We start from the raw sequence: 25708 nt of genomic DNA, 5'->3' as shown, positions 1-25708 counted from the left end.
ATCGCGCCGGCTAGCGGACGAGCCGCACCTCACGGATCTCCTCGCCCAGGAACGGCTGCAGCTGCTCACTGCCATCAGGGATGAAGCCGTTGCGCGTGTAGAAGCCGTGGGCCCGTGGGTTGTCTGCTGCGACCCACAGGTAGACCTGCTCCTCTCCGCACACGGCGTCGAAGAGCTGCTGGCCGATCCCCGTGCCGTGGTACTTGTCGAGCAGGTAGATGAGGTGCAGTTCGCGCTCGCGAGGCGCGTCAGCGTCTCTGGCAGGGCCGGCGCCGGAGAATCCGATGATCTCCCCGTCGACGAGGGCCGCGACCTGGCGATAGCCGTCGCCCTGGTTCATCCAGTGCGTCCAGAGGTCGGCCAACCGGCGCGGTGACACGGAGGAGAGCACGGCCTCACTGATCAGGTGGTCGTACGTTTCGTGCCAACAGGCCGCATGCACGCGACCGAGGGCTTCAGCATCGGCGTCGCGAACGGGCCGAACAACAACTGTGGTGTCCATGATCCGACACTAGCCGAGAATAATTCGCCTCTCGACCACCCTCGTTTTCGCGGCCGGCTCTGGGCCCTCACCAACCCCCGCGCGTTGGCGTGTGGCCCTTCCGCGCATCGTCGGGCATGGCCATTTCGGCACGCAGCCCCAGGAGCCGGATCGGACGGCCGGCCTCGATCTCGCCAGCGAGGTCCAGGGCGCGGGCGAGGATTTCGTCTTCGTTGAAGGTCGCGGGAATCTTCCGTGCGTGTGTCGTGGTCGTAAACGGCGCATACCGAACTTTCAGGGTCAGCCCGATCACCGGCCGTCCTTCAGCCGCCACGTCTTTTAGGACGTTTGCGACCAGCTCCCGCACAGCCTCGTCCACCTGGGCCGGCTCTGTGAGGTCGACTTGGAAGGTGGTCTCGCGGCTGTGCCCGCGGGCCACCCATGGAGTGTCGTCCACGACGCTGGCGCCGTCTCCTCTGCCGAGCTGCGCGTACCAGGGACCCATCTTGGGGCCGAACTCCGGAACCAGATCCTGCGGATCCGACGCGGCGAGCTCGGCAACCGTCGTGATACCGAGCGTGGCCAATCGACCAGACACCTTCGCCCCGATGCCCCACAGCTCCTTGGTGGGCCGGCCGCCCATTACCTCGAGCCAGTTCTCGGCGGTGAGGCGGAAGACGCCAGCCGGCTTGCCGAGATCGGTGGCGTTCTTGGCCCTGACCAGCGTGTCTCCGATGCCCACGCTGCAGTGCAGCTGCGTCTGCTCCAGGACAGCAGCCTGGATATCCCTGGCGTAGGCTTCTGGATCCTCCGTCTGGATGCCCACAAAGGCCTCATCCCACCCCAGCACCTGCACGACGGCACCGGGCTGGCCCCGCAGGGTCGTCATCACCGTGTCCGACGCGGCGAGGTAGGCCTCGGAGTCCACAGGCAGGATCACGGCGTCTGGCACCTTCCTGGCTGCAATCCGCAGAGGCATGCCGGAACCTACGCCGAACACCCGTGCTTCGTAGGACGCCGTGGACACCACGGCCCGTTCGGTGGGGTCGCCCCGGCCGCCGACGATGATCGGCTTGCCCGCAAGTTCGGGGTGCCGGAGCACCTCGACCGCAGCAATGAACTGGTCGAGGTCGACGTGCAGCACCCACTGGTCTCCGCTCACGACACCAGTGTGCCCTCAACATCCATCACCGGCACCGGTTTTCACCGAGCTGGGAGATGCGGTGTCCCGCCTCAGGAGACCAGGCCGTGCCGGTAGGCGTACACCACGGCCTGGACACGATCGCGGAGGGCGAGCTTGCTGAGGATCCGCGAGACAAAGGTCTTGACGGTCTCCTGGCTGATCACGAGCGCCGCCGCGATCTCGGTGTTCGACAACCCGGCGGCAATGAGGCGGAGCACGTCGAGTTCGCGTGGAGTCAGGGGAGTGTCATCGGGCGCGATGCCGGCGGGGCGGATGCGCTCGGCATAACGCCCGACGAGCTGCCGCGTCACCTCAGGCGCCAGCAGCGCGGCCCCAGACGCGACCGTGCGGATGCCGTTCAGCAACTGTGCAGGGGGTGCGTCTTTGAGCAGGAACCCGCTGGCACCCGCGCGCAGGGCCTCGTAGACATATTCGTCCAGGTTGAAGGTCGTGACCACGAGCACTTTGACGGGGTTGGTGACAGCGGCGCCAGCTAGCTCACGGGTCGCCGCAATGCCGTCCAGCAGCGGCATCCGTATGTCCATCACTACGACGTCAGGAAGCAGGCGCCGGGCGAGCTCGACGGCGGCACGGCCGTCACCGCACTCGGCAACCACCTCCAGATCCGGCTGCGCGCCGATAATCGTTGCAAAGCCGGTGCGAATAAGCGGCTGGTCATCGCACACCAGCACCCTGATCGGTGAGCTCATACCCGGCTTCCCGTCGGTACGCGGGCGAGGACAGCGAAGCCGCCGCCCTCCCGCGGTCCGGCGCTGAAATCGCCCCCAAGAGCCGTCACCCGCTCACGAAGCCCGGCGAGCCCACGGCCGCTGCCGTCCGGTAGTCGAGTGGATGTGGGCGCTGGATGCACTGTGGTCTGCGCTGTGGCCGGCATTGTGGCGTGCACTGTGGCGTGCACTGTGGCGGGCACTGTGGCGTGCGAGAGAATCTCGACTGTGGTCTCCTCTGCCTGGTGGTGGATGTCGACGGCGGTGCGGCCGCCAGGTGCGTGTTTTCGCGCGTTCGTGAGTGCTTCCTGCACCACCCGGTAGACAACGAGCTCCGCACCGCCGGCCGGACTCCGAGGACTGCCCTCTTCAGAAAATTCAACCCGCAGGCCGGCGCGGCGTGAGTGCTCCACGAGATCGCGCACATCCGTGGTTCCTGGGGTGCGGCTGGCCTCCTCATGATCGGGATTGAGCACGTCGAGCACCTGCCGCAGATCCGCGATAGCCCGCCGCCCGGTGCCCGCGATGGTGTCCAAGGCGTCGTCGACCCGGTCGGGAGCGTCGGTGAGGTATCGCGCGGCTTCCGCCTGTACCACCATCGCTGTCACGTGATGGGTGACGACGTCATGCAGGTCGCGCGCGATCCGGGTGCGCTCCATCGACCGTGTGTCGCCGGCGATGCGGTCCAGCCGGTCCTGCTCGGCCAGTCGTCCGGCCCGCTGCCAAACTCCGATCCCGACGGCGAAGGCCAGAGCAACGTAGAACGTCGCAAATTCGCTGAACGGCTCGGTCGAGCCCATACGGTACAGACCGACAGCAAGGGCGATGTAGGCAGCGGAGAAGACGAGCACGACAATCTTGCGATGCCGCTCAATATACGAGCCGGCGCTCAGCAGGGCGACGAAAAGCCCCGTGCCTGCGAAGGTGTGGTAGCCGGCCAGCTGGTCAATCGCGAAGCCCGCCGACACGAGGCTCAGGCACAACAGAGGCCACCGGCGCCGGAAGGCGAGTGGAAGAGACTGCAGGGCGACCGCCGCCGCGGCGAGGGCATCGAACGGCCGGTCGGGGAGGCCGCCGAGCACGGTTCCGTACGCGTGGCTTACCGGCAGCACTGACATCAGGAACAGCCCGGCCGAAAGGGGCAGATCGCGCAGGACGACGCCCTGCCGGCGCCACGCCTCTGCGATCCTCCGGCCGTCAGTCACTGCGCTACTCTATCCCGGGCTGAAGCATCCCGCGCAGCATCCCTGGCGGCAGCACGGGCCGCGCCGAATGACACGATGTTGCCGCGCCGTGCGGCTATAAGCAGGAAGACCACCGTGGCCAGTCCGCAGAGGAGGACGGCGATTACACTCCCCTCAGGTCCGAAGTCCCCGCCCGTGAGGAGCATGGGGCCCGACATCACTGCGTCCAGGATCCCCTGCGGGGTGTTGTTCCCAGAGACCTCGGTGCTGAAGAGGGCGGAGGCTGCAATATTCCAACCAAAGTGCAATCCGATCGGCAACCAGAGGCTGCGTGTGGCGATGTAGGCGGCGGTGAGCATTCCGCCGGCTTCAACGGCGATCGCGATGGCACCCCAGAGGGAGGCGTTGGGATTGAGCAGGTGGATAAGACCGAACAGTGACCCGGTCAGAACGAGGGCGAGCCAGGTTCCGCCATGGTTCTCGACCCATCGATACAGGACGCCCCGAAACATCAGTTCCTCCGTCACCGCTACGGTGCACATGACTCCGATCAGTCCCACCGCTCCAGCCACCGAACCGATCCCGACGATCTCGTAGCCGCCGAAGGCCGCGATGGCGCCAATGACAGCGGCGAACAGCACGATGCCAACGGTCGTGCCGCGGACGGCGGCGCGGACGGCGCCAGGGGCCGCCAGCTCGGTGGGAGCGCGCCGCTCAGTGCGCTGCACTACCTGGCGGTATACGAACACCGCGATCGCCGCGACAGCCACACCGACCGTCAGCGTGAGCCATGGCATCCCGTTCACGGCCTGGAGGGCGAGGTTCCCCAGGAAGGCGACCGCCATGACGGCAATCAATTGCACAATGTATTTCATCAGGTCCTCCGTGATTGACATCGCGACCAACCTGTCGCGACATCAATTCACGCTACGGATCCGCGGTTTCGGAGTCGTCACCCTGTGGTGGACACTTCCGTGTAGCTCGCACGGGGGACGGATGTCGCTGAGGGATCGGAAGCGATCGTCGTCAGAGATGGGCCACATCGGCAGTTAAACCACAACGGGCCGGCCTCCGAAGAGACCGACCCGTTGAAAGACTGCGAGCGATTAGCCCTGTGCGCGGCGCGGAGCCGAGCGACGAGCGCCGCCGGCTGAAGCCGAGTTGCCACGAACGAGGCCGCCGACCTGCAGGCCGCCTGAGCGACCTGAGCCTGCGCCGCCGCCCTGGCCGCCACTGCGACCCTGGCCGCCGGCGCCGCCCTGGCGCGGTGCGCCGCTGCGAGCTGAACCAGCACCAGCACCTGAGCCAGCCGTTGCCGGACGACCTGAACGGTCGCGGCGCGGCGCGCCAGCGGATGCTGCGTCACCGCTGCGTGCTGGACGGCCACCCTCGCGGCTGCCGGCGCTGCGGCCGTCACGGTCGTCACGGTTTGAACGCTTGCGCTGGGCGTTTGCACCCTGCGAGCGACCACCCTGTGACTGGCCGCGCTGCGGCTGCTCCTGGCGGGGAAGCGGCTTGACGTATGCAGCAACATCACCGGTGAGGGTGATGACTGCGGGGGAGTTGGCGTTCACTCGCTGCGGGGTGACAGCGATGGCTGCCTTGCGCAGCAGCGCCTCTGTGTCCTTGCGCTGGGCGGGAAGCATGATGGTGACAACGTCACCGGCGCTGCCTGCACGAGCCGTGCGGCCAGAGCGGTGCAGGTATGCCTTGTGCTCTGCCGGCGGGTCAACGTGGATGACGAGTTCGATGTCGTCAACGTGCACGCCGCGAGCCGCGACATCCGTTGCGACGAGGACGCGAACGTCACCGGCGGAGAATGCGGCCAAGTTGCGGTCGCGAGCAACCTGCGACAGGTTGCCGTGCAGGTCAACGGAAGGGATGCCGGAGTCGGTCAGTGCCTTGGCCAGCTTCTTGGCGTGGTGCTTGGTGCGCATGAAGAGGATGCGGCGGCCGCTGCCAGAAGCGAGCTTCTCGATGAGCTCCTTCTTCGACTCGGCGTTGTCGACCTCGAACACGTGGTGGGTCATGGCCGAGACGTGGCTGGTGGCCTCGTCGACGGAGTGCAGAACCTCGTTGTGCAGGAAGCGACGCACGATCTTGTCAACGCCGTTGTCGAGCGTTGCCGAGAAGAGGAGGCGCTGTCCGTTGGACGGCGTCTTGTCGAGGATGCGCGTGACGACGGGCAGGAAGCCGAGGTCTGCCATGTGGTCGGCCTCGTCGAGCACGGTGATCTCAACGGAGTCGAGGTTCACGAAGCCCTGCTTCATGAGGTCCTCGAGGCGGCCGGGGCAGGCCACGACGATGTCGACGCCGGCCTTGAGGGCTGCGACCTGACGGTTCTGCGAGACGCCACCGAAGATGGTCGTCGTGGTGAGGTTGTACGCCTCAGCCATCGGGGTGAGGGCTGCGGAAATCTGGGTGGCCAGCTCACGGGTCGGCGCCAGGATCAGGCCGAGCGGGCGCCCAGGACGACGCTTGCCACCGGCGAGCTTGCCGCCGAGGCGCGAGATCATCGGGATGGAGAAGGCCAGGGTCTTGCCGGAGCCGGTCTTACCGCGGCCGAGTACGTCGCGGCCGTTCAGGGTGTCCGGCAGGGTGTCTACCTGGATGGGAAAAGCAGTGGTGAGTCCCTGTGCAGCGAGAACTGCAACGACGGGAGCTGGCACGCCAAGCGCGCCAAAGGAGATATCAGACAAAGTGGTGCCTTTCGGGCATCAGTGCCTCGCGTACTCGAACGCGGCGCAGTGCGATAGAGCGCACAATGCAACATTCGAATCATGAGGATTCACATGGCGAAGGTGCCGATGGGCACATCCGTTCGCCGTAAGAATGTTTCATTCGCAAATCGTCGGCGGCCAGAGACTGGCTGTCGCGACAAGAAGAGGGCGTTCTACGACGCAGGGAATGCAGTTATGCACTCACAAGTAATTCCAGTCTACCGGATGCTGTCAAGCTGAGCTGGGAATGGCCCCAGATCGCCTCGACGGTTCGTTTCGCGGGTGGGAGAACGAACGGGGGGTCCCAGACGATGCCCGTATCCCTGTAAAGTCGTTGGACGAATGTTTATCAGGCACGCGGGAGTCGAGTGGTAGAGAACGAACTCGAACGCGAGCGAGCGCACGTCGCCCGGTTGTACAACCGGCTCGATGAACTCCTCAACGAGGAGACCAGGCGCCTTGACTCGATTCGGTCACAGACAGTCGGTGGCAACCACCAGATGCGCAGCGAACGCGACTCATTCGCGCGCATGCACGAAGACCGGTTGCACCAGCTGCGCGACGTCGATTCCCGGCTCGTCTTCGGGCGCCTCCGACTGAAGTCGGACGCGAATGCGGCAGCCAACGGTGAACGCGCCGTCGCAGACACGGCAGACGATTCCGCCGTCGACAGCGACACCATCCGCTACATCGGCCGAATCGGCCTGCGCGACCGCGACCAGCGTTCGATGCTGATCGACTGGCGTGCCCCACAGGCCAGTTCGTTCTACCAGGCGACCGCGGCAACGCCGCTCGGTGTCGCCGCTCGCCGCCACCTGATCATGCGCGAACGTGACGTGGTGCGCCTCGACGACGAGGTGTTCGACGTCGACATGCTCACCGAACCCGGCACAGCAGAGGTGCAGGGTGAGGGCGCGCTGATGGCCGCACTCACCGTGCAGCGCACCGGTCGGATGCACGATATCGTCGCAACGATCCAGGCTGAGCAGGATCGCATCATCCGCTCAGAAATGCGTGGAGCTCTCGTTGTACAGGGCGGACCTGGCACCGGCAAGACCGCCGTTGCGCTGCACCGTGCCGCCTACCTGCTCTACACGCACAGGGACCGACTGGGGTCGGCCGGCGTGCTGGTCGTTGGCCCGTCGAGCGCATTCCTCACTTACATCGAGTCCGTGCTGCCGTCGCTCGGCGAGACCGGCGTCGTTATGCAGTCGCTCGGCGAGCTGTTCCCCGGCGTGACGGCCACGACGGAGGACCGCACGGAGGTCGCCAAGCTCAAGGGCTCCGCGAGCATGGTCACCCTCATCGCCCGTGCCGTGAAATCACGCCAGATCGCGCCGACGACCCCGCAGACCGTCGACGTGAACGGCGATCGCATCGTCGTGCAGCCGCAGCTGATCGCCCGCGCCATGGCACGGGCCCAGGCCAGCGGCAAGGTGCACAACGAGGCCAGGGCGCTCTTCGTCAACTACGCGATCGAGCAGATGGTCAGCCAGCTGGCCAAGCAGCTGCGCTCCGACGGTGGCGCGCTCGACGACTCAGACCTCGCGGCGCTCCGTGAAGACATCCGCGGGGCATACGACGTGCGGGTGGTGCTGAACACCGCCTGGATGCCGCTTACCGCCGAGAAGCTGATCCAGGACCTCTATGCGAGGCCGAACTGGCTCGCCGGCCTCACGCTGCGCTGGTCGCCTGAGCGCCGTGCGCTGCTGCGCCGCGACCGCGACCAGCCGTTCACCATCTCCGATGTGCCGCTGCTCGACGAGGCAGCAGAGCTCCTCGGTGAGTCGACGGCCGCACCGGATGCCGGTCAACGCGAGCGGGACCTGCAGCGCGCCAACGACCTCGAGAACGCTGAGCAGGCCATCCGCAATGCCGGAGTGCAGGGCATGGTGACCGCAGAGCAGCTGGCCGACAACTTTGCTGAGTCTGAGTACCGGGGCACGACGGCGGAGCGCGCGGCGTCTGACCGCACGTGGACCTTCGGCCACGTCGTCGTCGATGAAGCGCAGGAGCTGTCGCCGATGCAGTGGCGCCTGTTGGTGCGGCGCTCGCCGATGCGGTCGTTCACCATCGTCGGTGACATCGCGCAGGCCAGCTCCGCGGCTGCGGCATCCAGCTGGAACGAAGCGCTTGACCCGCACTTCGCCGACCGCTGGGACCTCGAAGAGCTCACCGTCAACTACCGCACGCCGGCGCAGATCGCCCGCGAAGCCGAGAAGGTCGCCGCAGAGCATGGCTTGCCGATCACGCCGACCCGCTCTGTGCGGGAGGGCGACTGGCCGATCATCGACGTTGTCGTTCCCGACGTTGCCGGCTTGCCCGCAGCCGTCGAGGGCGCCGTCTCCGCCGACATCGAGATTGATGCGATCGGCACCCTTGCCGTCATCGTGCCTGTCGACCGTCGCGACGCGGTACTCGAGCACCTCATCCGCTCCTTCGGGTCAGAGGTCGGCGCGGGAGCCCGCGGGCTGGAACGCCGCATCGCCGTGCTCACCGCTCACGAATCGAAAGGCCTGGAGTTCGACTCTGTTGTGCTGGCCGATCCGGATGGCCTTGTCGCAGAGTCTCCCCGTGGAGCAGCTGCGCTGTACGTGGCGATGACGCGGCCGACCCAGCGCCTGACCAGGGTGATCCTGGGGGAGTAGACGCCGCTCAGTGCGTGGGTGTCTCAGTGCCTGGGTCTCTCAGTGCGTGGGTCTCTCAGTGCGTGGGTGTCTCAGTGCCTGGGGTGGTACAGCTCGCCGACCGGGATCTCGGCCGTCACGATGTTGCCGCTCTGCGGGAGCGGGCACGCCCACATCGGGTCGTATGCGCATGACGGGTTGTAAGCGAAGTTGAAGTCGAGCACCAGGGTGTCGTCGCCGAGGCCGGCACCCAGGTCTGCGCCCTTGACGGTGTCGATCAGGTAGCGCCCGCCGCCGTAGGTTCCGCCAGGCTTGCCCGCGAGGCCGTCTTTCAGCGGCAAAAAGAGCCCGCCGGCGTAGCTGGCCAGGCGCCACACGTCGAGGGAGCCGACGTATGGCAGGCGCACAGAGCCGACGAGATCGAACGGCACAGTGCCATCCGTTCCCGTCTCAACGGCGATGCGGTGCGGCTCCTCTGTGCGGTGCACCTCGACTTCGAACCGCCAGTCTGGGTCGTAGCCTGCGATGGGTAGCCCCGTGAAGCTGGCGCGGTCGTCCGGCAGCAGCGGCGATGACGGATGCCCGGCAAACAGCTCATCGCGCCCTGAGCGCCACAGCTCATGGCCCGCTGCCGGGTTGGCTGCGCTGAGCTGCCGCACGCCGGCGTAGAGGCCGAAGATGCGGCGGCGCCAGTCGGCTACCTGTAGCGCGCCGATGGTCGAACTCACGGCGCCACGCTCGGGGAGGTGCCGTCGGGGCTGTCGCCCACAGGGGCGCCCGTATCCGCCGGCGCATCAACGCCGATGTCGAACCGCCACCCGGGGGCGAGGCGTTTGAGCTGGCGCATCCGCCATTGCCAGAACGACCAGAAGGCCGGCCACATCGGCAGGGTCAGTGCGCCGGCGTCGAACCTCAACTGGTCGCGGTAGAGCGTCTTGTCTGGACGACCGGGGGCGGCGGAGATCGCCATCCGGTGGTCCCACAGCGTGAGGGAGGCCAACGGCCCCGTCAGCGGGCGGCCCGTGTCTCGCAGGATGCGCACGTCGTTGCCGCGGGCATCCGTTTCTCGTCGTTCCTCCACATTGAGGCGGATGACCTGGGTGCCGAGGGGCACGAGCCCGAGCCCGCGCAGCGAGATCGGGTGGTCGCCTGGCCCCCAGATTGTCGGGAATCCGTCGGCGGACAGCGACGTCATGCTGAAGACGGGCGAGGAGACTTCACGCAGCACGGCGGGGCTGCGGATGGCTCGCCATGCGGTTTCCGGGTCGCAATCGAGGATGTCTTTCAGGAGGACTCGCATGCTGCCAGTGTGCGGTGCCGTTGGGTGAACAGCAAGTGTGCCGCCCGTGCTGCGGAAAATGGCGGCCTCGGAATGCAGTAGAACTAGAGCGTGGCAATCCGATACTGGCTGGGCGTTGTGCAGCGCGAGCATGTGCTGCGCGGTGTCGCGATGGGGACCGCCCAGACCAACCATGGAGCCCGCACCGCACTTGAGCAGATGGGCGAGTCTGACGGCATTGTCTATTACTCGCCGAAGACGGATATCGAGGGAGATTCGCTCAAGTCGTTCACCGCGATCGGCTGGATTGCCGATGACGACGTGTACCAGGCTGGAGAGTCGGCCAGCGACTACCGTCCATGGCGTCGCCGCGTTGACTACGACCATGCCGCCGTCGAGACCTCGATCCGGCCGTTGATCCCGGTGCTGGACTTCACCCGCGGCAATCCGAACTGGGGCTACCAGCTGCGCCGCGGCCTCATCGAGATCTCGAAGCACGATTTCGATGAGATTCGGCAGCAGATGCGCCGTCCGTCAGCCGACGATCGCCGCCGCTGACGCGCATCCGCTCGTCAACGCATCCGCTCGCTCGTCCTGAGCGGGTAGTCAGCCTCAACTAGACTTCTAGTCATGGCAGGCGATCTCTGGTGGGTACCGTCTGTCGTCGTTTTTGCCCTCGCCGGAATTGCAGCAGCCCTGATCATCCGGGCATTCCGACGCCGTGGGAAGCAGCGGCTCGCCGGCATTACCGCAGCGGATGCCGCCCTCGCCCGTGACGCCGCCATCAGCCTGGTTCGAGCGGATGACATCGTGCAGGCCAGCGCAGACGAGCTCGCGTTCGCCTACGCCCAGTTCGGCGAGCAGGCCACGCGGGAGTTCGGGGAGGCGCTCGTGGCGTCCCGTCGCCAGCTGAGCGAGGCGTTCGCCCTGCAGCAGAAGCTCGACGATGCCGTGCCGGACACCGACGCTGAACGTCGCCGCTGGAACGAACAGATCATCGCGCTCGCCGACGAGGCAACGACCCGGCTCACCAACCTGACCCGCGACTTCTCGGCGCGACGCAGCGCCGAACGCGACGCCCCGTTCACCGTCCAGCAGCTGACCCGCCGCCTCGACCGCGCCGCAGACCGCATTGCGAGCGGAGCTGCCACCATCGACCGGCTGTCACTGAGCTACTCGCCGAACGCGCTCGCGGGCATCAGCGGCAACGTCGAGCTCGCCCTCGCCGCGCTGGTTGAAGCCCGGGCCGCTCAGAACATCGTCTCCAGCAGGCTCGAAGCCGGCAGCGCAGAGCCCGTCGGCGAGTACCTCACCGCCATCGAGCAGGGACTATTCCGGGCAACGCAGCTGCTCGACGCCATCGAAACCGGCGAAGACCAGCTGCACGTGCAGTACGCGACGCTGCGCGGCGCCCTTGAGCATGCAGACGCTGAGCTCGCCGAGGCCAGGGCGCTCCGTGATCGCCACGAGGAAGCCGAGGCCAGCTCAGAACTCAACCAGGTGATTGCCAGAGCGGATGCCGTCATCCAGACACTCCGCGACCCCAACCGCCTCAGCGACCCGGTCGGCGACCTCGCCACCCTGCGGAGCGCGATGGAGGGCCTCGACATCACCCGCTCAGAGGCGCGCAACCGCCAGCTGCGCCTCGAGAACGCCCGGACTGCCCTGAGCGGCGCACTGCTGACCGCCCGCAGCCAGATTCAGGTCACGCGCGAGTTCATCACGCCCAACCGCGCGCGCGTCGGCGCAGCGGCCCGCACCCGTCTCGCCGAGGCGGAGCGCCAGCTGGCCCTGGCCGAAGCCGAAGCTGACCCCGTGACCGCGCTCGACACCGCTCGCCGCGCGATGACGCACGCGACGGATGCCGACGCCCTCGCCCGCTTTGACGTGCGCTGAGCCCAGCGCTCGCTCCGCCGCCGCCCGTAGTCGCCCGCTGCGCGCAGTCGCTTGCCGCGCGCAGTCGCTCGCCGCTAGCCGCCGACGCGGGTTTCTGCGTTCACCGCGCCCGTTGTGGCCGATCGCGCCCGCTGTAGCGGGCGCCACACGCCGTAACGGGCGCATCTGCTGCCGTTACGCTGGTTGAGTGACTGACGCGACTCCCCAGCAGAAATACCAGGTTCGGTTCGATTGGGGACTCGGCGGATTCCGCGCGTTGGCCGATTCAGCGGATGTCGTGATCCTCGCCGACGCCCTCGCCCCCGCCGGTGCGCCCGCCACACCCGCCGCGCCCGCCACACCCGCCGCCTCGGCGCAGGCGGTAGCCCCGTCCGCACCGCGCGTCATCGCGGCGAACCTCACCAACCGAACGGCCGTCGCCGAATGGGTGCTCGCCCGCCAGACAGAGAAGGGCGGCCGGTTCTCGGTTGCCATCATCGCTGCGGGCGAGGCGCGAGCTGACGGATCCTTCGCTCCGAGCGTCGAAGACCTGCTGGCGGCTGGCGCCGTGATCGACGCGCTGACCACGCTGGGAATCGACCACTGCTCGCCTGAGGCGGCCGCGGCATCCGCTGCCTTCGTCGGTCTGCGGCAGGCGCTGAGGCACCTCGTCAGTGCGTCGGAAACTGGCCAGGCGCTGATCGCTCTCGGCCGCGGCGATGAGGTCAGGGCTGCCAGTGCGCTCGACTCGTCGACGACGATCGAGGAGCCCCACGCCGCATCCTTGCCGGCCTAGCCGTCTGGCAGGCGGACGTTCGCCCTCAGGGGCGCGCGGAAGGCCGCGGCTAGAAGCTGGGGCGGCTTTCCTGCTTCGCGAGGCGCTCCCGATAGGCGCGAATCTTCGCCCTGTTTCCGCAGCGCTGCATCGAGCACCAGCGTCGATTCGCCGAGCGCGACGTGTCGAAATAGATCATGGAGCAGTCGTCGGCTGAGCACTCACGAATCCGCACGACCTCGATCGGATCGAACAACTCGATCGCCGTGCGCGCCAGAGTCGACAACGCCTGGCCGGCCCGCGGCGCGGTGCGCCCAGCCTGGCGGGACCCGCCGCCCAGCGATGGCGGGATGTCAGGGGTCGCGGCGAACAGGTTGAGGATGTCGATATCCCGCGTACTGAACTCCGCCCGGGCAGCAGCGGCATTCGCGAGGTTAGCGATCGCGTCGCGCAGTGCCTTGGCATCGACAAGGTCTCGTTCAGTTGCCGAGATAGCACCGGGGAACACGATTGAGCTGGTGGCCAGACCCACGCTGGCACCGGCGCCGGCAGCATTCTGGGCCTCGCCAGACGCGACGCCAGCAGGGCCACCAGACGTGCCACCAGCAGCCCCAGCGGATGCCGCAGCACCTGTTTCCGCCGCCGCGGGCGTGAAGCGCTCGTTCAGCCAGCCGGCGAGGTCGTGTTCGGTGTGCAGTCGCTCTGTGACCGTTCCGTCGCCCATCGAGCCGGAGTATGCGAAATCAAGTGCGGTGGAGCCGGAATCGAACCACCAGCGTTGACCATCGCTGGAATCGAACCATTGCCCGGTCTGACTGGTGTCTGTTCTGCTACTCATGGGGTAACCAGCGTATCAAGTTACCGGGTATCGCTGCCTCACCCGCCGCTGGATGCCGCGGCGCGACGCCTGGTCGCTGCCGTGATCGTGCGGCGGTTCCATGAGATGAGGTGCGCCCGGTTGAAGCCACGGCCACACACGCCACAGGCGAGTGGCCTGGTCGGTTCACGATACCGGTAGTGAGTGTGGCCGGCCGCGCAGGTTCCTACCCATGGGGCGAGTTCATTGGCAATCTCACCGTCGTGCGTGCGCCCACCGTCGTAGCCGAGACCGATCGCGACGGCTTTCCACTTGGGCCCGTGGCCCGCACGAGGACCAGCGAGGGCGTGGGCCACCTCGTGCAGCAAAATCTGGTGGATTTCATCGTCGTCGTAACGGGCGGCCAGGTAACGGGAGACGGTGATGTGCTTTGCCGTGAAGTTGCAGAGCCCCGCCCGCTTCTTCGCGTTGTCGAAGCCGAACGACCATGACGAATCGAGATGCAGGGCGAGCAGTGCCTCTGCCCAGTGCCGCACGCGTATGAGATCGGCCATCAGGGCGCCACCTGTACCTGATAGAGCCGGTCGTCACCGCTGCTCGGGTCGCCTCGCCCATCCGTGTTATTGCTCACAAACCACAGTGTGCCATCTGGTCCTGACACCACGTCGCGAAGGCGTCCGTAGCTGTGGGCAAACCACTCATCAACCGCCCCTGTCGAGGAGACAATCCGCCACAGTCGTTCGCCGCGAAGGCTCGCCATGAAGATCGTGTCTGCCACGATCGCGATGCCGCTCGGGCTGGCCTCCGACGTCGGCCAGACGTGCACAGGATTGATGAATGACCCGTCGGTGCCCATGCCCTCCACGATCGGCCAGCCATAGTTTCCGCCTGGCGTGATGAGGTTCAGCTCGTCCCAGGTGTTCTGCCCGAACTCGCTCGCCCAGAGCTGGCCGCGCGAATCCCAGGCGATGCCCTGCGGGTTGCGGTGGCCATACGAGTACACGAGGGTGCCGAACGGGTTCCCGGCCGGCACGCCGCCCGTGGGCGTCATCCGCAGGATTTTGCCGCCAAGGGCGTCGAGGTTCTGCGCGTTGTCGGTGTTTCCGGCGTCGCCGGCCGTGGCGTAGAGCAGGCCGTCCGGGCCGAAGGCGATGCGCCCGCCATCATGATTGCCCGCTTTCGGGATGCCCGTCAGCACGCTTTCTGGAGCGCCGAGCGTGTAGCTGCCCTCGGTGCCGAGCAGGGCCATCCGCACTATCCGGTTGTCGGTATCCGCCGTGAAGTAGGCGTATACCCAGCCGAGCCCCCCTGCGGCAGCGGCGTCGGGCAGGAAGGCGAGGCCGAGGAGTCCGCCTTCGCCGGCCGGCGTGGCTTCAGAGACGTTCGAGACGACCCGCTGGGTGCCGTCGGGAAGAAGCTCGACGATATTCGCCTCGTCCCGAAGGCTGACGAGGGTGCCGCCTGTCGCCAGGCGCAGGATCGACCATGGCGCATCGAGGTCAGACGCAATGGCAACCGGCTCGCCGACTGGTTGAACGGGCTGTATCGGCGCGGCGACCGGGGTGGGCGTGGCCGCTGCCGCCGTCGTCGGCGATGGCTGCACAGCACCTGATGACGCTCCGCTGGATGAGGCGCCCGACCCGCTCATGCAGCCCGTCAGCGCGACGAGCAGGCCCACTGTCAGCGCCGGCCCCAGCAGGAGCCGCTGCCGTGTGCGCGACGCCGACCCCACGTCGTCCCAGCCGCGCAGGCAGCCTCCAGCGCCAGACTCATCACCCCTGACGGTCCTGGCTGCCCTGCGTACCGTGCGCGCCCGTCGGTGAGCGCCGCGGCTGCCGTTCTTACCCATGCGATCACCTCGTGACCCTGTACAACTCCTGCAATTCTGCCCACTTCGCAGGCAAAAGCCCAGCTTTTGCCTCGGTGGCATGGGCAGCGCAGGAGTTATGCCGGAGCCGGGCTGAAACTGCGACTCGAGCAGCCCTGAGAGCAGCCCTGAGCACAGCCCTGAGACCGGCACTTAGAGAGGCGAGACCTGCCGGGCGATATTCGACTCCATGATTGTCACCGCGATCAGGGAATCCTCCACTTCACGAGCGGATGCCCCTGCCGCCTGTCGCAGAAACACCGCGGCCTTGAAATCGGCCAGTGCCGCCTCAAGGTCGCCTTGTTCGAGGTGCACGGTGCCCCGCTGCTGGCGTGCGTGCCCGGCGACGGCCGACCACTCATGCGTCTCGGCCTCGTCGATGCAGTGGCCGAGCTCGATGACCGCGTCGTCAAGCTTGCCCTGGTAGTGCTGCACCTGCGCGCGACGAATGCGCGTGGCAACGACCTGCTCGCGATCACCCGTGAAGCGGGCCTGGCGGACGGCCTCGCTGCCGATCGCTTCGGCTTCGTCGAGGCGCCCGAGTAGCCGCAGCAGCGTGACCTTCTCGTTCAGGGCGGACAGGCTGCGCAACGGACCAAGCTCGTCAAGGCGCGCCTCCGCGGCGGGGATGTCAACAATTTCGCGCAGGGTGACTGCGTCGTGGCCAATGATGATGCTCAGGAGAAGTCCAGTGCTGAGAGTGGAGCCGGGTCAGCCCCGCGGATGGGTCAGGTTCCCTTTCAGGATAACCCGCCTTTGGGGGGGTGCGATCGTGCCCTAGCGCCCGATCTGGAAGACGGTGCGGCCGGGCAGCGGAGACTGCGTCGCCGTGCTGTCTGTCACAACGCTCGCCGACGCCATGAACTGCGCGAACTCCGCGCCCTCGATGGCCTTGGCCGGGTGCGGCCCGCTCGCGAGCAGCCTGGTCACCCAGTGCAGGTCGATCGGGGTGTGGGCGGCCACGAACACGATGTTGCCGAATCGCCTGCCCTTCAGCACCTGCGTCTCCGCGAGTCCGATGACGTGCGGGAAGACGGCGGCCAGTGTGGCGGCCTGGGCGCGCGCGAACGCGAGGCCTGGGCCATCGGCCACGTTCACGGCGAGCACGCCGCGCTGCGAGAGCAGGGGAGAGGCGAGCGCGTAGAACTCCTTGCTCGTGACGTGCGCCGGTGTGCGGGCGCCAGAGAAGATGTCGACGACGACGAGGTCGACAGCCCCGTGCAGTCCGCTGGGCAGTTTGCCGAGCACCTCACGGGCATCGCCGTGGCGCACGCGCAGCTGGGCGCGCTTGTCCCACGGCAGTTCGGCGCGCACCAGGTCGATCAGGTCGCTCTCGATCTCGACGACCTGCTGGCGGGAGCCGGGCCTCGTCGCCTCGACGTAGCGCGGCAGGGTGAGGGCGCCGGCGCCGAGGTGCACGGCGGTGATGGGTTCGCCGGGGTCGCCGAGCAGGTCGATGACGTGCCCGATCCGCTGCACGTATTCGAAGAACAATTCGCTCGGGTCGTCGAGGTTCACGTGCGACTGCGGTGTGCCGTCGACGACCAGCTGATACCCGGGCGCAAAGCGGTCCGGCTCAATGGTTGCGGTGTATCCGCTCATCTTGAGGGTGGTTGACGGATGTTCGTGCTCGGCCCTGCTCATCCCTCAAGTCTGCGGCATGCATCCTGCACCGAGAACGCGAAAGCACATTTTTGGTCGCGACCCGCGGGAGAAAACGACACAAAGTGGGCTTTCGCGGCCATTTAGCGAGGCCTCAGCAGGCGGCTCTGACGCACGGATCCCTGTCATGGAGCGGATGCTGGTGGGCGCGAAGCTGGGTTATACCCGAGAATTCGGATGAGGTCAAGAATCGGCTAGACACGGCGCGTCTGTGCGCCTATGCTTGATCTTTGCGCTCCCAGACAAACCTCTGCCTTCATATTGCGGTCGGCTTTGCGTGCTCAAGCCACCTTGCAGCACATCTCTCATTGAGGGTTAATCCTCTCAGAGGGTCTGTGGAGTTCTCCATTACTACCAGTAACTAGACCTGACGGGGTCCACGGAGGTTATTTCCTTGGCTGCTGCGCGCAACGCATCCACCAACTCACCCAAGAACGGCCGCTCAGCTGGGCGTCTTTCGTTCGCAAAGATCACCGATACTCTCACTGTTCCGGATCTGCTCGCATTGCAGACCGAGAGCTTTGACTGGCTCGTTGGGAACGACGGCTGGAAACAGCGCGTCGCCGAGGGGCAGAAGGCCGGTCGTCAAGACCTGCCGAGCCGCACCGGACTCGACGAGATCTTCGAAGAGATCTCTCCGATCGAAGACCTCGGCGAAACGATGCAGCTGTCGTTCACGAACCCGGAGCTCGAGCCGGAAAAGTACACCATCGACGAGTGCAAGGAAAAGGGTAAGACCTACTCCGCTCCGCTCTATGTCAACGCTGAGTTCATGAACCACCTCACCGGTGAGATCAAGACCCAGACGGTTTTCATGGGCGACTTCCCGTTGATGACCCCCAAGGGCACCTTCGTGATCAACGGCACCGAGCGTGTCGTCGTCTCGCAGCTCGTCCGTTCACCGGGTGTGTACTTCGAGCGCCAGCAGGAGAAGACGTCTGACAAGGACATCTACTCCGCTCGCGTCATCCCGAGCCGTGGTGCATGGCTCGAATTCGAGATCGACAAGCGCGACCAGGTCGGCGTTCGCATCGACCGCAAGCGCAAGCAGTCGGTCACGGTGTTCCTCAAGGCCCTCGGCCTGACGAGCGAAGAGATCCTCGAAGAGTTCAAGGGCTACGCGTCCATCGAACTGACTCTTGAGAAGGATGCCATCCTCACGAAGGAAGAGGCGCTCAAGGACATCTACCGCAAGCTCCGCCCGGGCGAGCAGGTTGCCGCTGAGGCTGCCCGCGCCCTGCTGGACAACTTCTACTTCAACTCGAAGCGTTACGACCTGGCAAAGGTTGGTCGTTACAAGATCAACCGCAAGCTCGGCCTTGAGGCTCCGCTGTCCGACTCCGTACTGACTCTTCAGGACATCCTGTCGACCATCAAGTACCTCGTCGCACTGCACGACAACCAGACGACGTTCCCCGGCACCCGTGAGGGCAAGCCGGTCGACATCCGTCTCGACGTCGATGACATCGACCACTTCGGCAACCGTCGCATCCGCGCCGTTGGCGAACTGATCCAGAACCAGGTCCGCACCGGCCTGTCCCGCATGGAGCGCGTCGTTCGCGAGCGCATGACCACGCAGGACATCGAAGCGATCACCCCGCAGACCCTGATCAACGTGCGCCCCGTCGTCGCTGCGATCAAGGAGTTCTTCGGTACGTCGCAGCTGTCGCAGTTCATGGACCAGAACAACCCGCTCGCCGGCCTGACGCACAAGCGTCGTCTGTCCGCGCTGGGCCCGGGTGGTCTGTCCCGTGACCGCGCAGGTGTCGAGGTGCGAGACGTTCACCCGTCGCACTACGGCCGCATGTGCCCCATTGAAACCCCTGAAGGCCCGAACATCGGTCTGATCGGTTCACTGGCATCGTTCGCTCGCATCAACGCCTTCGGTTTCATTGAGACTCCGTACCGCCGCGTTGTTGATGGCGTCGTCACCGCAACGATCGACTACCTCACGGCCAGCGAAGAAGACGAGTACATCGTCGCGCAGGCCAACGCCCCGCTTACCAAGGACGCACGCTTCGCTGAAGACCGTGTTCTTGCCCGTAAGAAGGGTGGAGAGGTCGACCTCTTCCCGCACGAGGGAATCGGCTACATGGATGTCTCGCCGCGCCAGATGGTGTCGGTAGGTACGTCCCTCATTCCGTTCCTCGAGCACGACGATGCTAACCGCGCACTCATGGGTGCCAACATGCAGCGTCAGGCCGTCCCCCTGCTTCGCAGCGACAGCCCACTCGTCGGAACCGGTATGGAGGGCTACGCAGCCATCGACGCCGGCGACGTTGTCACCGCGCTCAAGGCCGGCGTTGTCTCCGAAGTATCGGCAGACCAGGTCACCGTGCAGCTCGATGAGGGCGGAACGCAGGACTACTTCCTGCGCAAGTTCAACCGCGCCAACCAGGGCACCAGCTACAACAACCGTGTCATCGTCAACGCGGGCGACCGCGTTGAGGTCGGCGAGGTTATCGCTGATGGTCCGGCTACCGACAACGGTGAGCTCGCACTCGGAAAGAACCTCCTCGTGGCATTCATGCCGTGGGAAGGCCACAACTTCGAGGACGCGATCATCCTGAGCCAGAACCTGGTGAAGGACGACGTTCTCTCCTCGATTCACATCGAAGAGTACGAAGTTGACGCCCGCGACACCAAGCTGGGCAAGGAAGAGATCACTCGCGACCTGCCCAACGTTTCGCCGGATCTGCTTGCAGACCTCGACGAGCGTGGCATCATCCGCATCGGTGCAGAGGTTCGCCCCGGCGACATCCTCGTCGGCAAGGTCACGCCTAAGGGTGAGACCGAGCTCTCCGCTGAGGAGCGCCTGCTTCGCGCGATCTTCAACGAGAAGAGCCGCGAAGTTCGCGACACGAGCCTCAAGGTTCCCCACGGTGAGCGTGGAACGATCATCGGCGTCAAGGTCTTCGACTCGCAGGACGGCGACGACGAGCTCGGCTCCGGCGTCAACCAGCGCGTTGTCGTGTTCATCGCCCAGAAGCGCAAGATCACCGAAGGTGACAAGCTCGCTGGTCGTCACGGCAACAAGGGTGTTATCTCCAAGATTCTCCCCGTTGAAGACATGCCGTTCCTCGCGGACGGTACCCCGGTTGACATCATCCTCAACCCGCTCGGTATCCCTGGTCGAATGAACTTCGGTCAGGTACTTGAAACCCACCTCGGGTGGATCGCCAAGCAGGGCTGGAAGGTCGAGGGCAAGCCGAAGTGGGCTGCAAAGCTCCCAGAGGCCGCGCACAGCGCAGCTCCAGGCACCAAGGTTGCAACCCCGGTATTCGACGGCGCTCTCGAGCAGGAAATCGAGGGACTCCTCGATTCAACGACCGTGACGCGTGACGGCGACCGCCTGATCGACCGCACCGGTAAGACTCAGCTGTTCGACGGCCGCTCCGGCGAGCCGTTCCCGAACCCTGTTTCGGTCGGTTACATGTACATCCTGAAGCTCCACCACCTCGTCGACGACAAGATCCACGCTCGTTCGACCGGCCCGTACTCCATGATCACGCAGCAGCCGCTGGGTGGTAAGGCACAGTTCGGTGGACAGCGTTTCGGTGAGATGGAGGTGTGGGCGCTCGAAGCATACGGCGCCGCTTACGCACTGCAGGAACTCCTGACCATCAAGTCCGACGATATCCTCGGCCGCGTCAAGGTGTACGAAGCAATCGTCAAGGGCGAGAACATTCAGGAACCTGGTATCCCAGAGAGCTTCAAGGTTCTGATCAAGGAAATGCAGTCACTGTGCTTGAACGTCGAGGTTCTCTCGGCCGACGGCACGGCAGTCAGCCTGCGCGACACGGATGACGAAGTCTTCCGCGCTGCGGAGGAGCTGGGCATCAACATTTCCACCCGGTTTGAGTCGTCGTCAATCGACGACATCTAAGCCTGGCCACTGAATCGACTCCGAAAAACTTTCCAAGGAGAGAAATTGCTCGACGTAACAACTTTTGACGAGCTTCGCATTGGCCTGGCTACCGCTGACGACATTCGTCGTTGGTCACATGGTGAGGTCAAGAAGCCCGAAACAATCAACTACCGCACCCTCAAGCCCGAGAAGGACGGTCTGTTCGGTGAACAGATCTTCGGTCCTTCCCGTGACTGGGAGTGCTCATGCGGCAAGTACAAGCGTGTTCGCTTCAAGGGCATCGTTTGTGAGCGCTGTGGCGTAGAGGTCACGAAGTCGTCTGTGCGCCGTGAGCGCATGGGCCACATCGAGCTCGCCGCTCCTGTCACCCACATCTGGTACTTCAAGGGTGTTCCGTCACGCCTCGGCTACCTGCTGGACATGGCACCGAAGGACCTCGAAAAGGTCATCTACTTCGCTGCGTACATGGTCATCAGCGTTGACGAAGACGGCCGCCACCAGGACATGCCTGGCCTGGAGAACGAACTTCGCCTCGAGATCAAGACCCTGGAAGGCCAGCGCGACTCACGTATCGCTGACCGTCTGCAGCGCCTTGAGACCGACCTCGCAGCCCTTGAGGCTGAGGGTGCGAAGAGCGACCAGAAGAAGCGCACCAAGGACGCTGCTGAGAAGGAGATGAGCCAGGTCCGCAAGTCTCTCGACGAGCAGATCGCTCACCTCGAGCGCGTTTGGGAAGACTTCCGCACGCTGAAGGTCGGCGACCTGAAGCCTGAGGACTCGGTCTTCCACGAGCTGCAGGACCGCTTCGGCATGTACTTCGAGGCCTTCATGGGCGCCGAAGCCATCAAGAAGCGTCTTGAGGCCTTCGACCTGGTCACCGAAAGCGAAAACCTGCACCTGCAGATCGCTGAGGGCAAGGGCCAGAAGAAGATCCGTGCGATCAAGCGTCTGCGCGTCGTCAACGCATTCATCATGACCGGCCACTCGCCGGCCGCGATGGTGCTCGACGTCGTACCGGTCATCCCGCCGGAACTGCGCCCGATGGTGCAGCTCGACGGTGGCCGCTTCGCGACCTCTGACCTCAACGACCTCTACCGTCGTGTGATCAACCGCAACAACCGTCTGCGTCGTCTCCTTGACCTCGGTGCCCCCGAGATCATCGTGAACAACGAGAAGCGGATGCTGCAGGAGGCCGTCGACGCACTGTTCGACAACGGTCGCCGTGGTCGCCCGGTCACCGGTACCGGTAACCGCGCCCTCAAGTCCCTGAGCGACATGCTCAAGGGTAAGCAGGGTCGTTTCCGTCAGAACCTGCTCGGTAAGCGCGTTGACTACTCTGGCCGTTCGGTCATCATCGTCGGCCCGCAGCTGAAGCTGCACCAGTGTGGTCTGCCCAAGCAGATGGCTCTGGAGCTCTTCAAGCCGTTCGTCATCAAGCGCCTGATCGACCTGAGCCACGCTCAGAACATCAAGGCTGCGAAGCGCATGGTTGAGCGTTCACGTCCGCAGGTCTGGGACGTGCTCGAAGAGATCATCCGCGAGCGTCCGGTACTGCTGAACCGCGCACCAACCCTGCACCGCCTGGGCATCCAGGCCTTCGAGCCTCAGCTCGTTGAGGGTAAGGCCATTCAGCTGCACCCGCTCGTGTGTGCTGCATTCAACGCTGACTTCGACGGTGACCAGATGGCAGTTCACCTGCCGCTGTCCGTTGAGGCACAGGCTGAAGCTCGCATCCTGATGCTCGCATCGAACAACATCCTGAAGCCGTCAGACGGCCGCCCGGTGACCCTGCCAACACAGGACATGATCATCGGTCTGCACCACCTGACCACGCTCAAGGAAGGCGTCGTCGGCGAAGGCCGTGCGTTCTCCTCTGTTTCAGAGGCGATCCTCGCTTTCGACCAGAAGTCTCTCGACCTGAACGCCAAGGTTCGCATCCGCCTCACCGACAAGTACTTCACCGAGGGCACGCAGCCCGACGGTGTCGAGCTGGTCGACGGCAAGGCAGAGGGCACCGTTCTGGTGAACACCACCCTCGGTCGCGCACTGTTCAACGAGACGCTTCCGACCGACTACCCGTACTTCGAAGCGGTCGCCGACAAGGGCAGCCTCTCCGCGATCGTCAACGACCTCGCAGAGCGGTACCCGAAGGTGGAGGTTGCTGCCGCCCTTGACAACATCAAGGACGCCGGTTTCCACTGGGCAACTCGTTCAGGTGTCACGGTGGCGCTCAGCGACATCCTGACCCCGCCGAACAAGCCGCAGATCGTTGCAACCTACGAGAAGCTGGCCGCAAAGGTCCAGTCGCAGTTCGAGAAGGGTCTCACGACCGACCTCGAGCGTCGCCAGGAGCTCATCCAGATCTGGACCAAGGCAACCGAAGACGTTGCTGCGGCCATGCAGGCGAACTTCCCGGCCGACAACACGATCAACCGGATGGTCACCTCTGGTGCTCGTGGTAACTGGCTGCAGGTTCGTAACATCGCCGGTATGCGAGGCCTGGTGAACAACCCGAAGGGTGAGATCATCCCTCGCCCGATCATCTCGAGCTACCGCGAAGGCCTGTCCGTCGCCGAGTACTTCATTGCTACTCACGGTGCTCGTAAGGGTCTGGCCGACACGGCTCTCCGTACCGCTGACTCTGGATACCTCACGCGTCGTCTCGTCGACGTCTCGCAGGATGTCATCATCCGCGAAGACGACTGCGGTACGACCAAGGGTCTCGAACTGCCGATCGCCACGGTCGACTCGACGGGAGCGCTCTCGCGTCACCCGAACGTCGAAAACGCGGTCTACGCTCGCAGCCTGGCCGCAGCCGCGGTCAACGCCAAGGGCGAGGTCGTCGCTGACGCCGGAGACGACGTCGGAGACGTGATGATCGACAAGCTGGTTGAGGCCGGCGTGGAGAACATCAAGGTTCGCTCCGTTCTGACCTGTGAGTCGGCCGTCGGTGTGTGTGCAGTCTGCTACGGCCGCTCGCTCGCCACTGGAAAGCTCGTGGACATCGGTGAGGCCGTCGGTATTATCGCCGCACAGTCCATCGGTGAGCCCGGTACCCAGCTGACGATGCGTACGTTCCACACTGGTGGTTCGGCATCCGCTGATGACATCACCCAGGGTCTGCCCCGTGTTCAGGAGCTCTTCGAGGCTCGTACCCCCAAGGGTGCGTCGCCGATCGTTGAGGCTTCAGGTCGTATCACGATCGAAGACACGGACCGCAGCCGCAAGGTGATCCTGACGCCAGACAACGGCGACGAAGCGATTGCGTACCCCGTGCTCAAGCGTTCGACCCTCCTCGTTGAGGATGGCCAGCACGTCGAGCTCGGCACGCAGATCATCGTCGGTGCTGTTGACCCGAAGGAAGTTCTTCGCGTCAAGGGTGTCCGTGAGGTGCAGAAGCACCTCGTCGGCGGCGTCCAGGATGTCTACCGCTCGCAGGGTGTACCGATTCACGACAAGCACATCGAGGTCATCGTTCGTCAGATGCTTCGCAAGGTGACTGTCGTCGAGCACGGCGACACCGGCCTGCTGCCTGGTGAAATGGTCGACCGTTTGAAGTACAACGAGCTCAACCGCACCGCACTCACTGAGGGCAAGAAGACGGCTTCGGCTCGTCAGGAAGTCATGGGTATCACCAAGGCTTCACTGGCAACCGAGTCGTGGCTGTCGGCCGCTTCCTTCCAGGAGACCACCCGGGTTCTGACCCAGGCGGCCATGGAAGGCAAGAGCGACCCGCTGATGGGCCTCAAGGAGAACGTGATCATCGGTAAGTTGATCCCGGCCGGTACTGGTCTCCCGCGTTACCGCGACGTCACCGTCGAGGCAACCGAAGAAGCCAAGGCTGAGCGTTACCCGAACCGCATCTTCACGGATGAGGCTGCCTTCAACGAAGGCGACCTGAGCTTCGTCGATTTCGACAGCTTCAGCTCGGATGACTTCACGCCCGGTACGTACAACTAACCAGCGTGTGACCTAGTCACTCCATCGCAATGGCCTCCTGCTTCGGCAGGGGGCCATTGTGCGTTAACGCGGCCGGCGCCCTGCGAATCAGTCCACCACCCGAAATCACACGCAATTGTGTCCGGCACGATCGACGGGCTTCCCTCCGCTCAGCAAACCTCTCCACTAGCATGAGCGCATGACGACCCCAACTTTCAAGCAGCCGCGATCGCTCGCTCCCAAAGGCGAGGATTCCACCTCGATCAAGCGCGGAGGAGTTGCGCTACTGATTGCGGGCATCATTGTCACGCTCATCGGTGCCGCACCGTTTCTCGGCGGGATCGCTCGCACTGTCCTGGCGGCCACCCAGTATCCCGATGAGCTCCCCTTCGCCCTCGGCGGCCTGATCTTCGGAACCCTGATCGTCGTCGTTGGCGTTCTGCTCATTGTCGTCGGCTCTCGAAAGCTGACCCACAACGGTCGAGTCAGACGACTCGCGGTCGGCGGCCGCTGATCCGAAACGCCGCGGTCGGCCTGAGGTTGGAGGCCGGACCCGCGCAGCGCGCAGCTCGTTTTGGAAGACTCTCGAGAAGAAACCCCACCTCCAGTTCGGGGCAGGTGTGCGGGGAGTCGCCGCCACCTCGCTACTCTAGCTATGAGTGCATCGCAGCCAGGGGGTAGCGATCAGGTTGAGAGCATGAGG

The 25708-nt window shown here is 65.2% G+C and carries 20 protein-coding genes; 7 read left to right on the top strand and 13 right to left on the bottom strand.

From position 1 onward, the window contains the following. Positions 1-10: 10 nt before the first annotated feature. From AC25Z0_RS09255 to AC25Z0_RS09230, 6 genes are all read right to left on the bottom strand, one after another. Positions 11-502, bottom strand: a complete 492-nt coding sequence (locus AC25Z0_RS09255; RefSeq protein WP_488132969.1) for an N-acetyltransferase family protein — start codon at positions 500-502, stop codon at positions 11-13. 67 nt (positions 503-569) lie between these two features. Then, positions 570-1643 carry a DNA polymerase IV gene (locus AC25Z0_RS09250; protein WP_488120533.1) on the bottom strand — a complete coding sequence of 358 codons (1074 nt, stop codon included), beginning with the start codon at positions 1641-1643 and terminating at the stop codon, positions 570-572. A gap of 71 nt (positions 1644-1714) precedes the next feature. Continuing rightward, a complete protein-coding gene (locus tag AC25Z0_RS09245) occupies positions 1715-2374 on the bottom strand; it encodes a response regulator (protein WP_488120534.1) in 660 nt (219 codons plus the stop codon). Then, a complete protein-coding gene (locus AC25Z0_RS09240) occupies positions 2371-3597 on the bottom strand; it encodes a sensor histidine kinase (RefSeq protein ID WP_488132968.1) in 1227 nt (408 codons plus the stop codon). The genes AC25Z0_RS09245 and AC25Z0_RS09240 overlap by 4 nt, the downstream gene beginning before the upstream one ends. After that, entirely contained in the window at positions 3594-4472 is an 879-nt protein-coding gene (locus AC25Z0_RS09235) for a CPBP family intramembrane glutamic endopeptidase (RefSeq protein ID WP_488132967.1), read from the bottom strand. Before AC25Z0_RS09235 ends, AC25Z0_RS09240 begins: the two co-directional genes overlap by 4 nt. A gap of 210 nt (positions 4473-4682) precedes the next feature. Further along, positions 4683-6275 carry a DEAD/DEAH box helicase gene (locus AC25Z0_RS09230; RefSeq protein WP_488132966.1) on the bottom strand — a complete coding sequence of 531 codons (1593 nt, stop codon included), beginning with the start codon at positions 6273-6275 and terminating at the stop codon, positions 4683-4685. Positions 6276-6664: 389 nt separating this feature from the next. Between AC25Z0_RS09230 and AC25Z0_RS09225 the strand changes: the two genes are divergently transcribed. Further along, entirely contained in the window at positions 6665-8944 is a 2280-nt protein-coding gene (locus AC25Z0_RS09225; RefSeq protein WP_488120538.1) for a HelD family protein, read from the top strand. 71 nt (positions 8945-9015) lie between these two features. Here AC25Z0_RS09225 and AC25Z0_RS09220 read toward each other — a convergent pair whose 3' ends face one another. Together AC25Z0_RS09220 and AC25Z0_RS09215 are read right to left on the bottom strand one after the other, a co-directional pair. Continuing rightward, complete coding sequence (locus AC25Z0_RS09220) at positions 9016-9651, bottom strand: DUF1684 domain-containing protein (protein ID WP_488120539.1); 636 nt, start codon at positions 9649-9651, stop codon at positions 9016-9018. Further along, positions 9648-10223, bottom strand: a complete 576-nt coding sequence (locus AC25Z0_RS09215) for a hypothetical protein (protein WP_488120540.1) — start codon at positions 10221-10223, stop codon at positions 9648-9650. The genes AC25Z0_RS09220 and AC25Z0_RS09215 overlap by 4 nt, the downstream gene beginning before the upstream one ends. A gap of 90 nt (positions 10224-10313) precedes the next feature. Here AC25Z0_RS09215 and AC25Z0_RS09210 point away from each other — a divergent pair, with 90 nt between their 5' ends. The 3 genes from AC25Z0_RS09210 (at position 10314) to AC25Z0_RS09200 (ending at position 12873) form a co-directional block, all read left to right on the top strand. Beyond that, entirely contained in the window at positions 10314-10760 is a 447-nt protein-coding gene (locus tag AC25Z0_RS09210; protein WP_488120541.1) for an EVE domain-containing protein, read from the top strand. 72 nt (positions 10761-10832) lie between these two features. Further along, entirely contained in the window at positions 10833-12098 is a 1266-nt protein-coding gene (locus AC25Z0_RS09205) for a hypothetical protein (RefSeq protein WP_488120542.1), read from the top strand. A 187-nt stretch (positions 12099-12285) separates the two neighbouring features. Further along, positions 12286-12873 (top strand): 2-phosphosulfolactate phosphatase, encoded by a 588-nt coding sequence (locus tag AC25Z0_RS09200; RefSeq protein ID WP_488120543.1) that lies wholly within the window; start codon positions 12286-12288, stop codon positions 12871-12873. Between the two features lie 49 nt (positions 12874-12922). On the opposite strand, the gene AC25Z0_RS09195 is transcribed toward AC25Z0_RS09200, so the two are convergent. The 5 genes from AC25Z0_RS09195 to AC25Z0_RS09175 all read right to left on the bottom strand — a co-directional run bounded on the left by AC25Z0_RS09195 (position 12923) and on the right by AC25Z0_RS09175 (position 17180). Next, a complete protein-coding gene (locus AC25Z0_RS09195; RefSeq protein WP_488132965.1) occupies positions 12923-13690 on the bottom strand; it encodes a CGNR zinc finger domain-containing protein in 768 nt (255 codons plus the stop codon). Between the two features lie 38 nt (positions 13691-13728). Beyond that, a complete protein-coding gene (locus AC25Z0_RS09190) occupies positions 13729-14223 on the bottom strand; it encodes a SprT-like domain-containing protein (RefSeq protein WP_488132964.1) in 495 nt (164 codons plus the stop codon). Beyond that, on the bottom strand, positions 14223-15518 hold the full coding sequence (locus AC25Z0_RS09185; protein ID WP_488132963.1) for a PQQ-dependent sugar dehydrogenase: 1296 nt from the start codon (positions 15516-15518) through the stop codon (positions 14223-14225). The genes AC25Z0_RS09190 and AC25Z0_RS09185 overlap by 1 nt, the downstream gene beginning before the upstream one ends. Before the next feature lie 171 nt (positions 15519-15689). Next, positions 15690-16127: a tetratricopeptide repeat protein gene (locus AC25Z0_RS09180; RefSeq protein WP_488132962.1), complete on the bottom strand. Its 438-nt coding sequence runs from the start codon at positions 16125-16127 to the stop codon at positions 15690-15692. A 186-nt stretch (positions 16128-16313) separates the two neighbouring features. Then, positions 16314-17180: a spermidine synthase gene (locus AC25Z0_RS09175; RefSeq protein ID WP_488132961.1), complete on the bottom strand. Its 867-nt coding sequence runs from the start codon at positions 17178-17180 to the stop codon at positions 16314-16316. Positions 17181-17592: 412 nt separating this feature from the next. Here AC25Z0_RS09175 and rpoB point away from each other — a divergent pair, with 412 nt between their 5' ends. The 3 genes from rpoB to AC25Z0_RS09160 all read left to right on the top strand — a co-directional run bounded on the left by rpoB (position 17593) and on the right by AC25Z0_RS09160 (position 25519). Next, entirely contained in the window at positions 17593-21084 is a 3492-nt protein-coding gene (gene rpoB, locus AC25Z0_RS09170; protein ID WP_488120549.1) for a DNA-directed RNA polymerase subunit beta, read from the top strand. 45 nt (positions 21085-21129) lie between these two features. Continuing rightward, positions 21130-25026 carry a DNA-directed RNA polymerase subunit beta' gene (locus AC25Z0_RS09165; RefSeq protein WP_488132960.1) on the top strand — a complete coding sequence of 1299 codons (3897 nt, stop codon included), beginning with the start codon at positions 21130-21132 and terminating at the stop codon, positions 25024-25026. A 178-nt stretch (positions 25027-25204) separates the two neighbouring features. Further along, positions 25205-25519 (top strand): hypothetical protein, encoded by a 315-nt coding sequence (locus AC25Z0_RS09160; RefSeq protein WP_488132959.1) that lies wholly within the window; start codon positions 25205-25207, stop codon positions 25517-25519. The last annotated feature ends 189 nt before the right edge of the window (positions 25520-25708 follow it).

Source organism: Leifsonia sp. Y862 (assembly GCF_057669585.1).
This window is presented reverse-complemented; position numbering and strand designations above follow the sequence as displayed.